The sequence below is a fragment of the Prevotella brunnea genome (assembly GCF_008016795.1).
GTDB lineage: Bacteria > Bacteroidota > Bacteroidia > Bacteroidales > Bacteroidaceae > Prevotella > Prevotella brunnea.
In genome coordinates, this window is record NZ_SDIK01000069.1 from 1 (window position 1) to 11,763 (window position 11,763).

Annotated in this window: 14 protein-coding genes; all 14 read right to left on the minus strand. The window is 53.9% G+C overall.

Annotated elements, in window-relative coordinates; translation table 11 throughout:
• Positions 1 to 865, minus strand: an 865-nt coding sequence (locus tag ETF27_RS08975) for a hypothetical protein (protein WP_147785729.1), incomplete at its 3' end; no start/stop codon positions are given.
• Between the two features lie 82 nt (positions 866 to 947).
• Positions 948 to 1,463, minus strand: a complete 516-nt coding sequence (locus tag ETF27_RS08980; RefSeq protein WP_036906449.1) for a glycoside hydrolase family protein — start codon at positions 1,461 to 1,463, stop codon at positions 948 to 950.
• Entirely contained in the window at positions 1,463 to 1,963 is a 501-nt protein-coding gene (locus ETF27_RS08985) for a DUF3872 domain-containing protein (RefSeq protein ID WP_036906543.1), read from the minus strand. Before ETF27_RS08985 ends, ETF27_RS08980 begins: the two co-directional genes overlap by 1 nt.
• 2 nt (positions 1,964 to 1,965) lie before the next feature.
• Positions 1,966 to 2,838 carry a toprim domain-containing protein gene (locus ETF27_RS08990; RefSeq protein WP_021825160.1) on the minus strand — a complete coding sequence of 291 codons (873 nt, stop codon included), beginning with the start codon at positions 2,836 to 2,838 and terminating at the stop codon, positions 1,966 to 1,968.
• Positions 2,839 to 2,846: 8 nt separating this feature from the next.
• The gene (locus ETF27_RS08995) at positions 2,847 to 3,422 is read right to left on the minus strand and encodes a conjugal transfer protein TraO (protein ID WP_036906446.1); all 576 of its coding nucleotides are present in this window, start codon (positions 3,420 to 3,422) and stop codon (positions 2,847 to 2,849) included.
• A gap of 4 nt (positions 3,423 to 3,426) precedes the next feature.
• The gene (gene traN, locus ETF27_RS09000; RefSeq protein WP_036906443.1) at positions 3,427 to 4,416 is read right to left on the minus strand and encodes a conjugative transposon protein TraN; all 990 of its coding nucleotides are present in this window, start codon (positions 4,414 to 4,416) and stop codon (positions 3,427 to 3,429) included.
• 62 nt (positions 4,417 to 4,478) lie between these two features.
• Positions 4,479 to 5,825, minus strand: a complete 1,347-nt coding sequence (gene traM, locus ETF27_RS09005) for a conjugative transposon protein TraM (protein WP_021824983.1) — start codon at positions 5,823 to 5,825, stop codon at positions 4,479 to 4,481.
• Positions 5,806 to 6,126, minus strand: a complete 321-nt coding sequence (locus ETF27_RS09010) for a TraL conjugative transposon family protein (RefSeq protein WP_036906540.1) — start codon at positions 6,124 to 6,126, stop codon at positions 5,806 to 5,808. The genes traM and ETF27_RS09010 overlap by 20 nt, the downstream gene beginning before the upstream one ends.
• 5 nt (positions 6,127 to 6,131) lie before the next feature.
• The gene (gene traK, locus ETF27_RS09015; protein WP_021824925.1) at positions 6,132 to 6,755 is read right to left on the minus strand and encodes a conjugative transposon protein TraK; all 624 of its coding nucleotides are present in this window, start codon (positions 6,753 to 6,755) and stop codon (positions 6,132 to 6,134) included.
• A gap of 41 nt (positions 6,756 to 6,796) precedes the next feature.
• Positions 6,797 to 7,801: a conjugative transposon protein TraJ gene (gene traJ, locus ETF27_RS09020; RefSeq protein WP_021824950.1), complete on the minus strand. Its 1,005-nt coding sequence runs from the start codon at positions 7,799 to 7,801 to the stop codon at positions 6,797 to 6,799.
• A 3-nt stretch (positions 7,802 to 7,804) separates the two neighbouring features.
• Positions 7,805 to 8,434, minus strand: coding sequence for a DUF4141 domain-containing protein (locus ETF27_RS09025; protein ID WP_021825033.1), 630 nt, complete (start codon positions 8,432 to 8,434; stop codon positions 7,805 to 7,807).
• 6 nt (positions 8,435 to 8,440) lie between these two features.
• Positions 8,441 to 8,794 carry a DUF3876 domain-containing protein gene (locus ETF27_RS09030; protein WP_036906537.1) on the minus strand — a complete coding sequence of 118 codons (354 nt, stop codon included), beginning with the start codon at positions 8,792 to 8,794 and terminating at the stop codon, positions 8,441 to 8,443.
• A 78-nt stretch (positions 8,795 to 8,872) separates the two neighbouring features.
• Positions 8,873 to 11,380, minus strand: a complete 2,508-nt coding sequence (locus ETF27_RS09035) for a TraG family conjugative transposon ATPase (RefSeq protein WP_021824899.1) — start codon at positions 11,378 to 11,380, stop codon at positions 8,873 to 8,875.
• Positions 11,377 to 11,709 carry a DUF4133 domain-containing protein gene (locus ETF27_RS09040; protein ID WP_021824845.1) on the minus strand — a complete coding sequence of 111 codons (333 nt, stop codon included), beginning with the start codon at positions 11,707 to 11,709 and terminating at the stop codon, positions 11,377 to 11,379. Before ETF27_RS09040 ends, ETF27_RS09035 begins: the two co-directional genes overlap by 4 nt.
• Positions 11,710 to 11,763 lie beyond the last annotated feature (54 nt).

The window sequence follows — 11,763 nt, forward strand, 5'->3', positions numbered from 1 at the left end:
CGGACAGTAATAATTCTTTTTGTACGTAATCTTGTACTGGTATTGAGTAGCAGATAGCATTGATTTCAAAACTTGTAAGTGGGATATCTTTCTCAGAATCTGTACGAACATTTTTTAGAAACCTGATCATTCTTTTCAAACGTCCATTTGTATCTGCACTTCTTTGGTTTATTCTTGATATGCTTAGAAACGGATAATCCGGTCCTTCAGAAAGTCCAGTGCTTTTATTATATATTTTTATGCCACGTTCATTCTCTGGCATTCCATCCAATACATAATCCAATGATTGAAACCATGATGATGTTACAATATCTACATCTCGATGAAGATTTTGATTAGTAATTTTCACAGCCTTTGGCTTTGATGTGTCACATATAGTATATGTACGTGACATTATCTTTTCAATCTGTGTCCGCAAGGATGCCATATCCTGAGAACTATTTCCCTCATATTGAGAAAATGAGTTATCGAACTGACACAATCTGCCAATTTGACAGTCATTATATTTCCATGTTTTCGCTAATTCTTGTCTTACCTTAAAAATGTCTGTTCCGACAAATTTCTCACATAGTACAAGCAAGTCTATATCACTAGCTCCCCTTATGTGTGTATCTGTCATAACAGAGCCTTGGTATTCATACGATACATTCGTTAGAGATTCTCTCAGATGCTGTTTAACGACCTCCCCTGCGGCTTTGGTACGTTTTGTGTATTCATCATCAACCGCCTTCATTGCACGCATTACATACCTTGCCACATCTTTATCATATGCAGACTCTCCACTGAACATCCTTTGCTCTACGAGCACTGAAGAATCTGGATTGTATCGATTATTTATTTGTCTCAGTTTTTGGGAATAATCCATATTTTTACGCTTTTATTACAAAAAGTGCAAAAAGCGTGCCAAATGACAAAATGGCACGCCTAACTATTATTTATCAGTTCTTTTAAGGCTCGTACAGTAGCGCAAACTCCGCCTTCCTGCGTTTGAGCAGCATCTTGTGCCGTTTCCCCTTGTAGTTGCAGAAAGCGATGTACTCCTGATAGATGTTGCGGTCGCCAGCCTCTAACTTCCTTATCAGCGTGCTTTTGGGTATCTTGTTGCTTCCCAAGAGCCGATATGGTCCGACATTGTAGGCAAGTGTGGCAAGCAAAAGAGAATCTTTCCCAAACTTGCGGAACATGGCACAGAACTTCCGCAAATCCTTCCGCAGCAACGCCTCGCCCTGCTTGCGTGTCATAGTTCTTGCGGAATACCTTTCTCCCGGTTGCAACTGATGGCCATATGCTACATACGGATGATGTATTTCGGTATGCCAGCCCTCGAAGAACTTGATGCAGCGCACCGCCCTCTCAAACCGTGGCAGGCGATAAATCCTTGCCGCCTCTGTGCGGTCGCCCTGTGCAAGCAGAGGGCAGACCGTAAGGAGCGCACAGCAGATTGCCATGAATATCCGCATCATCACGACAAGGGCTTGAAGTTACTGATGGGGACAACAGACAGCGTATCGTCCTTCGCGTTCTGGTTGTTGAAGTCAAACTCCATCTCGTAGGCATTCCCGAAATTGTCCTCCACCACCACGATGAAGTTCTGTGCCTCGCTGCATCCCGATGTGTAATACAGGCGGAACTTCTCATTTTCGAGCAGGTAGCGGTCGTTGGGCAGGAACGTAATACCGTTGTCCATTTTCAGCATACCCTCACCCTCAAACTGGAAATAGCGGATGGTGTAGAGCGCATTGGTATAGTTGCCCTCCTTCTTCATCTCGCAGCGTATCTCCACCGTCTGCCCCTTTGTCACTTTGTTGGGAACGGGCATCGTCTCCACCGTGAACGGATAGGACTGCTGGATCTCCAGCTCGTCGTCGCAGGAGGCGAGGAAACACCCCATCAGCCCCACGAACAGGACGGTTGCCATACTCATAAGTTTCACTCTCAGGTTCTTGATATTCTTGATGTTCATTGTCATTCTTTGTTTTGATGGTTACTGATTTTCTGTTTGGCCACAAGGTACTCGTTCAAGTCCTTGTAGCCCGAATAGAGTCCGGAATGGTCTGCCACACGCTCCCCAAAACGCTTACGCAGGACTTCCACCGTCCTGTGTCCAGCATCGTCATGGTCGAGGTGGCAGACTATTTCTTGGTAATCCTCCAAGGCAGGTATTGCCTTGTCCACATTGGCTACGGAGTTCAGCACAAGGCTGTCCTCCTCATTCCCGATGCCCAGAGTCAGTGCAGAAAGCCAATCCATAAAGCCCTCGTAGAGGTGGCAGCTACTGCTTCCCTGTCTGAATGAAGTGATGTCCTTTGGAGGTATGCACCCCTTGAAAAAGCGGTTGCGCAGCTCAAAACCACCGCAACGATTTCCGTAACCGATGGAAAAATACCGCTTTCCGTAGAGCCGGAAATGGACTTCCTTGCAATGCCGTTGGGCAATCGCCGGAGCAATTCCACGCTCCTCCACATACGAGAGCAATGCCCGATGACTTAACGGCCTTATCTCCATCTCCTCAAAGACAGGCTTCTTTTCCACGGTCTTATGAGGACGAGGTTCTATCTGCGGAAGCGGAACAAAGCCCGCTTCCGTTATGAATCTTGCCTGCTCCATGAAGTCGCTGCTACGGACAAACTCGCCTGCCAACGTGAAGATGTCACCGCCTTTGCCAAGACCGAAGTCATACCAAAGTTGCTTGTCCACGTTCACACGAAACGAGGGAGTGCGTTCCGTGCGGTAAGGTGCGGCATACCACCATTCATTGCCCCTCATCCTCAGCGGCTCGTGTCCGAGCCTTGCAAGAAAATCGGCCAGCGGTATCTGCCTCAATGCGTCAATCTCCATACACCATATCAGTTAATGATGAACTTCACGCCCACGCCGAACTGCGTATGGAAATGCCCTGTGGAGTTGCCCCAGAGACACCGTTCCCGAAGGTTGGCGAGCAGGGCTACACGGTCGGCCACATAAAACTCCACATCGAGTGTCAGCGCACCGCCATAGATGAAGGAAGCTTTATCGTGGAGCATCGCCCCGTCGTACAGCACCTTGTCGCCCCAGTTCACCGTCTCATAGCCTGCAAGAGCCGAAGCCCCAGCATAGACAAAGAGCACCTTCCTTGCGTCCGACAGCACTTTCAGATAGTAGCCACCCTCCGCCGTAAACTGCGCCACGGGTATCTTCTTCTCCTTGTAGGACTGGTTCTTCAGCAGGTATTCGCCACCGAACACCCACTTGTTGCCCCCTTTGGTATAGGTGGAGAGAATTGCACCAAGACTGTACCCGCCATCGTTGCCACCAAGTTTGAAGCCGTCCGCCATGTTCGCCTTCACCTCAATGCCCTGCATTTTCGGCAGGCATCGCTGGGCGTGCGCCTGCCCCGTGAAAAGGGCAAGCGACGCGATAATCATAAAAAGACATTTCTTCATAGAGTCAGCGCACTTGAAGTTCGTTGATGGTATTGGCACGCACCAAGTCCTCGTTCTCAATCACGAAGGATTGGTGACGGCCACCGTTCTTCTCGTTCAGTTCCACCACGAGGCACTTGTCGTCGGGGATGGTGAACTTCGCCATCGTGAACACTGTGCGCTCGCTCTTCTTGCCCGGCACACAGGTAGCATAGTTCTGCGCACGGAGCGGCAGGATAACCTGCTCCTGCACGGCGGTGCGCTTCGCCACCTTCTTGTCCACAATCTTCCATGTCACATAGTCCACATCAAACGGCACGTTGCTCTGGTTCTTGATTTCCGTGTGGAAATACAGCAGTCCGTTGTGCGTATAGATTCCTTTCAGTAGGTACTGTATGCCGAAACGCTTGCAGCCGATGTGCTTCACCTCACGCTTGTTCTGCTTGTGGATGGACTTCATGATAAGTCGCACCAGCATCGGACTCTCGCTGCCCAGTTCCTTCAGGTAAATCTCCTGCGCATTGTTCGGACGGTTCACCGCCTCGCCGTCATAGATGAAGTCGCACATCTCCACGTTGAGCAGCAGCGGCTCCTTAGCATATTTCACGTTGAAGGTATAGAAACTGCCGTCCTCCGTGATGACGCTCATGTTCGTCTCGTTCTTGAAGTTCTTCACGGTCGCCTTCACACGGATCACGTTCTCCGCACCGTCCGCCTTGCCCGCTATCAGGTTGGGCGAGCCCAAATCCACATAGCGCACCTCTGCCGGGAAGATGATGTGTACGGTTTTGTCGTACGTCACCTCCAGCCCGTGGGGTGGTATCATGCGGTCGAAGGTCAGCTTCTTCGTCAGCCCGTGATACAGGTCGCCCTCCGTCTCCTTCTGCGGATAGACCTCCTTGGTCAGGGTAGGCTGTCCGTCACTCCCGTTGCTCTCATTCACGGTCTTGTTCTCCTGCGCATTGGCAGTTACGATGCCCATCGCGAGGGCAAGAATCATGATTGCTTTTCTCATTTCACTTTGGATTTTAGTGGTGAATAAAAATTGGATTGTTGTTACTTTATCTTTTATATTTCTCAGTCTCTGTCCTGATACAGCATCACCTTGTAGCCCGCTTTCAGATGCACCTTCACCGTACGCATCTTCTTGGCGATATACTGACTTGTGCCTTGTATCAGTCCTTTGCCGAGGTCGGAGGCCAACTGTGCCCCCGCATTGGTGGAGATGTTGATGCTGCTGCCGAGCGAGCCGCCCATGTTGGCGGCAACCTCCCGCACCGCATCCATCTCCATAGAGCCGGGGATGAAGATACCCTGCTGCCCGTCCGTGTCATAGACCGAAAGCTCCACAGGCACGATAGTCCCCTCATGCTCTATTGAGGTGATTTCGATGTCGAGGCGTTCGCCCTGCACACGTGCCGCCCCTACCACCACTGCATTTCGGGGAATAATCCGTTCCGCCACGGCCATCGGCTCCAACAGGCGCAGCTTCACCGCCTGCCCGTCCGTCACGCTCTGCGCTCCATAGACGCACGCCGATATGGTGTTCTTGTCCGTCACCCCGACCTTGCCCACAGCGGTGTTGAAACCATAATTTCGCTCCTGCGCATTGGCGGCGACGAACTCCTCGTTACTCATCGGCTGTCCGAGGGCGGATACCACCTGCTTCGTCACCTGTCTTACGGGACTGACAGCATTCTTTCCTGCTTTGCTCACAGTGGCAGGCATTGCCTCCTGTTTGGGTTGTCCGCCATTCTGACCGCCCATATATTTTGCCGCCAGTTCGTAGGACTTTTCCATGAGTGCCACTTGGTCGTCCATATCGGAAGCCTTGTCTTTCTCGCTTTCAAGTTCTGATTCCAGCGAGGCAATGCGCTCCAGCAGCTCCTCCATCTCCGCATTTTCCTCCTTTGGCTGCTCATAGAAACTGCCAAGCGTGGTGTTCAAGTCACGATAGGCGGTGGCAGACGAACGGATGCTTTGCGGCGCCAGGGGCTTGCTCTTTTCCACACTGTCATTATCGGTCAGGCTGAAATCCGCAGAGGATTCGTTTCCCGCTACTTCACGGTCGAACATATCCCCCAGCTCCATCATCGAGCGGTTGCGGTTTTCCTTGCGTTCCTCCATTGCGCCCTGCTCATAGGCCTTCGCCTTGTCGCCGATAATCTGCCTGTCCGCCTTGTCGGCATCCGGCATCTCCATGTTGTAGCCGTCCATGCCCGGCTCTTTCGTCCCGTCAGACGATGGGGCGAAAATCAGCCACATCGCACCGAGGAACGCCAGCACCATGGCAGGCAGCACAATCATCTTCTGACGTCTCAGCCGTTCCGCCTCCGTGAGTGGTGTGCGCTCCTGCTTAGGCTTTTCCTTGCTTTTCTCCTTGTCAGGAGTCTTGTCCTGTACTTCAATCTTCGTCTGTTCCATATAAATAATAATAAGGTGTTGTGTGATTACTAACTGTGGGCTTGATGGACAGTTCCACCTGCCCTGCATGGTCTATCTCCATCTTCCGGCTTTCGTCCCTTCCGACGTCATAGACGGCTTTGCCGAAAGTGTAGAGGGCAAGCACCGCAAAGGCGACGAGCATTCCCAATACGATGCGTCTCTTCGTCGGCTGTGGCAGACCCTCCAGCCGGTCCTTGACCAGCTCTGTCATCTGTTTCCTTTTGTCGTGGAGACTCCAGAAGAGCCTCCACGCCGATTTCCTGATTCTGTTTTCTTTCATACCCGTCATCGTTTGATTGTCTGTAAATCCTTGTTCTCAATGATGGTGAATCCCTCGATGGTGAAGCCGTTGGGATTGTCGTCCGAACGCGAGGCGTTCAGCAGGCGGCATGTCGTCACAAGGCTGCGCTCCGTGATGTTGCTCTGTCGGATAATCTGCTGTCGTGCGTAGGTCGTGGCACGGTACGGATAGCCGTTGAAGTCGCACACAACGCTGTCCACCTTCAGCACCTGATTGATGTTGCCTGCGATGATGCGGTTGTAGTAACCCTTCTCCGCAAAGTCCGAATAGTAGTTGTACACGCTGCGGTCAGCCAGCAGCAGCGCCCGCTTCACGTTGTGCTCTATCGCACTCTTCTCCGGCGAGAGCGTGAAGAACAGCTCGTGGAAGCGGCGCACATGCTCCCTCGCCTCCGCCGGACGGTTCTGCGACAGATCCTGCGAGAGGGCCAGCATCAGCGACTTCCCGTTGTCCAGCACATAGATTTTCTCCCGCTGCTTCTCCGCAAAACGGTAGGAACTCCACACGCTCCACACCGTCACCACGGCACACAAGGCGAGGAACACCATGCTGAACAGGCGAATCTGCCTGAACGATGTCTCGATGTTCTTTAATGACTTGAATTCCATTTTCTTGTTTTCTCCTTGTTTTGATGTTACACATACTTTCTTTATCTCAGCAGTTTCCCGACACGTCCGGCCACATTGCCAGCGGTAGCACCCGCCACGCTGCCGGCGAAGCCGCCAGCCTTACCAGCCGTCTGGTTCACGTTGCGCCCGTAGTTGCCCATGCCTCCGGCCTGGATAATCCAGCCTGACACGGTGGGGATGGTGAAGTAGCCGATGATGCCGATGATCATGAACACGATATACACCCCGTCGCTCGAATCCAGCGAGAAGTTCGGGTCGGCCTGCATCCGCTCGATGTCGCTCTGCAGCATCAGCACCTGTATCTTGGCCAGTATGGTGCTGAACATGTCCGACACGGGCAGCCACAGATACACCTGCACATAGCGGCATATCCACTGCGTCAGCGTGCTCTGGAAACCGTCCCACACAGAGATAGCGAAGGCTATCGGCCCAAGTATCGACAGCACCACGAGGAAGAACGTCCTCAGCGTGTCTATCACGAGGGCAGCGGCCTGAAACAGCAGTTCCAGCAACTCACGGAAGAAGTCGCGCACGCCCTTCTTCATCTGGTACATGCTCCGCTCGATGTACATCCCAGCCATGGTGACAAGGTCGTCGGGCGACCACCCCAGTTCCTCCAGTTGCTTGTCGAACTCCTCGTTCGACACTAAGTAGGCCGTCTCGGGGTTGCGCTTCATCGCCTCGTATTCCAGCTTGTCCTTCTGCTCCCGGTACTCGTTCATGTCCAGCGTCTCCGCCTCCAGCATCTTGGCCGTGCCCTGCACAATCGGCGAGAGCACTCCGCTGAGCGTGCCCAGCACCACCGTGGGGAAGAACATGATGCACAGCCCTATGGCAAACGGACGGAGCATCGGGAACACGTCAATCGGTTCGGCCCGCGCCAGCGACTGCCATACCCGGTAGGCCACGTAGAAGAGTGCGCCCAGTCCGGCGATGCCTTTCGCCACGCCCGCCATGTCCTCGCACAGCGGCATCATCTCGTCGTAGAGCGACCGCAGTATCTGGTGAAGGTTCTCGAAATCCATAGGCTACCAGTATCTTTCGTTCGCACTGCCGTAGAGCCCCATCACGCGGTCGAGGTCGTTCTTCTTCTTCGCCCTCAGGTAGCTCACGCTGATGTTCTTGTTGGTGTAGTAGCTCACGAGGTTGCGGTACCGCTTCATCTTCTGGTAGCAGCCCTCCACCACGTCCATGCGGTCCTTGTCCGTCATGGAGAGCGTGGTGATGTTCACCACGTTCTTCAGCTCCGTCAGCACGTCGCCCGTCTCCTCCAGCAGCTTGGTGTAGCCGAAGGCGATGGCAGAGAGTTCCTCCACCGTGAAGTTCTCGTCGCGCATCATCTTCTGGAAGCTGTTCACGTAGATGTCCGTGATGTCGCCCACCATCAGGATGGTCTGCTGCACCTTGCGGGCATCCTTGACGAGGTTGTTCACCGACTTCAGGGCATCGTAATACTTCTTGCCCTGCTCGTAGATTTTCACCGTCTCCTGAAAGTTCTTGACCATGTGGGTCGCCGTCGTCGATGTGTGCGCCACGTTCTTGGAGGTGTTCACGATGCTTTGCGCGATGTTGGACGGGTCGATGACCGTCCACTGTGCGCTTGCCTTGCCCGCCGTCAGCAGGCACAGGCAGATAAGGATTGTCATTCTTGCTTTCATTGCTCGCTATTGTTTGGTCTGTTCCTGTCTTACTCTTACATAGTCCCCGTTGGGCGAGAAGGTCAGCACGTCCGTCTCCTCGTTGTAGGCCACGTCGATGCGGAATCCCGTATTCATGAAGAGGTTGCCGTTCTCCATCTGCAGGAGGTAAGTCTGCGGTTTCAGCTCGCGTCCCAGCCCCTTGCGCTTGAACACCGTCACCTTGTATGCCTTGCCCTCCTTATAGATGAGCACGTCGGGCTTACCCTCCACGCTCTCCCAGTTGCCGCAGAGGGCGGGACGGTCGTCCCTTGCTGCCTCACTGCACGACTGCATGGCCATACTCGCCATTCCCAGCACGATGCCGCAAAGGAGCAGCATCTGCCTGCTTGTTGTCTTCAATCTTCTTCCCATGTTCTGAATCATTGTTGAATGTGATAAAATTGGTTGTGATAAATGTCATGTCTTGCTTGTCCTTCTTTTCTCCGCCAGCTGCCGGATGGCGGCTTCGATGTCTCCGCCCAGTTGCTCCGCCAGCCGATAGACCTCTACCTTCTCCGTTTCCTCGGTGGTGTAGGCAAGGTATTCCTCCGCACTCACCTCGGTGGCATAGACCGCCGACTGCGTGCCGCCCAGCCCGATCCACACCTCCTTGTAGAGCCTTGACGGGTGGTTGGCCATGTTGATGGAGAGAATCTGCGACTTCTCCTTCTCCGTCAGTCCGAGCAACGCCTGTATCTGGTCGAACTTGTTCATGTACTTCCGTTGGTCGAGCAGTATCTTGCAGTCGGAGTTGTTGATGATGCTCTCCTTCACCACGGGTGAGGAGATGATGTCGTCCACCTCCTGTGTCACCACGATGGCCTCGCCGTAATACTTGCGCACGGTCTTGTACATGTACCTCAGGTATTCCGCCATGTTCGCCGAAGAGAGAGCCTTCCATGCCTCCTCCACAATCAGCTGCTTGCGCACGCCCTTCAATCGGCGCATCTTGTTGATGAAGGCCTCCATGATGATGATGGTCACCACGGGGAACAGCTCACGGTTCTCCTTGATGCTGTCAATCTCGAAGACGATGAACCGCTTGCCGAGCAGGTCGATGTTCTCCGTGGAGTTGAGCAGGAAGTCGTAGCGTCCGCCCCGGTAATACTGCCGCATGGTGGTGAGCATATTGTCGATGTTGAAGTCGGACTTCTCCACCTTTATCTCCCGCTCCGCCAGTTCGCGGCGGTAGTCGTCGCGCATGTACTCGTAGAAGGTGTTGAACGAGGGAGTGATGCTCCGGTCTGCCCTGATGCGCTCGATGTAGGCGTTCACCGCACTGCCCAGCTCGCCGCTCTCCGTCTTCGTCACCTTGTCGTCTTCCGACTTCCAGAGCGTCAACAGCAGCGTCTTGATGCTGTCCTTCTTCTCCACGTCGAACACATAATCATCTGTATAGAACGGGTTGAACGAGATAGGCTTCTCCTCCGTGTAGGTGAAATATACGCCGTCCTCGCCGTGGGTCTTGCGCCGTATCATCTCGCATAGTCCCTGATAGGAGTTTCCCGTATCCACCAGCACCACGTGCGTGCCCTGCTCGTAGTACTGGCGCACGAGGTGGTTCATGAAGAACGACTTGCCGCTGCCCGACGGGCCCAGCACGAACTTGTTGCGGTTGGTGGTGATGCCCCGCTTCATGGGCAGGTCGCTGATGTCGAGGTGCAGGGGCTTGCCCGTGAGCCTGTCCACCATCTTGATGCCGAAGGGCGAGAGCGAGCTGCGGTAGTTGGTCTCCTCCGTGAAGAGGCACACGGCCTGTTCGGTGAAGGTGTAGAACGACTCCTCCGCAGGGAAGTCCGCCGCATTGCCGGGCATCGCCGCCCAGTAAAGCGTGGGGCAGTCGATGGTGTTGTGGCGCGGCATGCACTCCATGCCTGCCAGCTGACTGCCCACGTCGTTCTTGATGTGGCGCAACTCCTCCGCATCGTCGCTCCACGCCATGACGTTGAAGTGCGCCCTCACTGAGGTCAGTCCGTAGGAGTGCGCCTCGTTCAGGTATTGCTCTATCCACTCACGGTTGATGCTGTTGCTTCTACTGTATCGGGAGAGCGACTGCATGTTACGGGCGGACTTCTCGAACTTCTGCAGGTTCTCCTCGCTATTGTCGAGAATCACATACTGGTTGTAGATGTGGTTGCAGGGCAGCAGCAGTCCCACGGGACTGGCAAAGGAGAGACGGCAGTCAGAGCGGTCGGTGGAGAGTTTCTCGTACCTGACATCGGTGGATACCTTGCCGGGCAGGTCTTCCGCATCGGAGAGGGTGTGCAGGCACAGGCGGTTGTCGCCGATGCGCATCTCCCTTGCCGAGAGGTCGATGTCCTGCAAGGTGCGGTCGCCTTCGGGCATGAGGGAGAAATAACGCTCTATGAGTCCGGCCTTGTCCTCCGTACCGACAATCTCATCGGTTGTGAGACGGCGCAGCCTGATGAAGCCGCTGTCGTTCATGATGCGGGCGAACTGTTCCGTAGCCTCCATGAATTTCTCCGCTGTCTCCCTGTCCAGTTCCTTGGGGATGATATGCCCACGGCACAGCGTGCTGAAGTTGCTCTGTATACGGTTGCGCTCCTTCGTGGTCTTCGTAAGGAAGAGGTAGCAGGTGTGCTTCAGGTAGGGACGCTCGTTGAAGTGACGCTCAAACGAGCGGCTCAGGAAACTCATGTCGTCCTTGTGAAGTTCCGGCTGATAGCGTTCCTTGATGAACCAGTCCTGCTTGTGGACGATGGAATAGTCGGGCAGCACCTTGATGGCCTTGCACCAGCAGCCGTGTATGGCCTCGTATTCCGCACCCGTCACAGTGTAGAGTTCCGGCAGCTCCACCTCGTAGGCGACCGTGAGGTCGGCATCCTTTGAGACGATACAGCCGTGCTCCACCGCCAGCAGGGGAAACTTGTTTTCCAGTGTTGTCATTTTGGATATGTTCCTCATTCTTGTTCCGTTTTCTGTTTGTTCTTGAATAATCGGGTTATCCGCCGTCGGTTGATAAGGTATCGGGGGTGGCTGCGTGCCGCTCCCAGCTTCATCAGTCCGTGCTCGCCGTACCGGGCGTTCAGTGCGAAGGTCTGCCATACGAGGATGGACGACGACACCGCACCGAAGCCGATACATATCCACTGGCCGATGCCGACCATGTAGAGGATGACGAAGAGGATGAAGAGAGCCAGCAACCCACCTGCGAAGATGAACAGGTATTGAGCCTTCAGACCTTTGAACTCAACCGGACGGCCGATGCCCTTGTTGATGGGGTATTCAGCCATACATTGGTACTGTCCTATAAAAGTGTGTAAGCTCCTTTTTTCTTATCTTTGTAT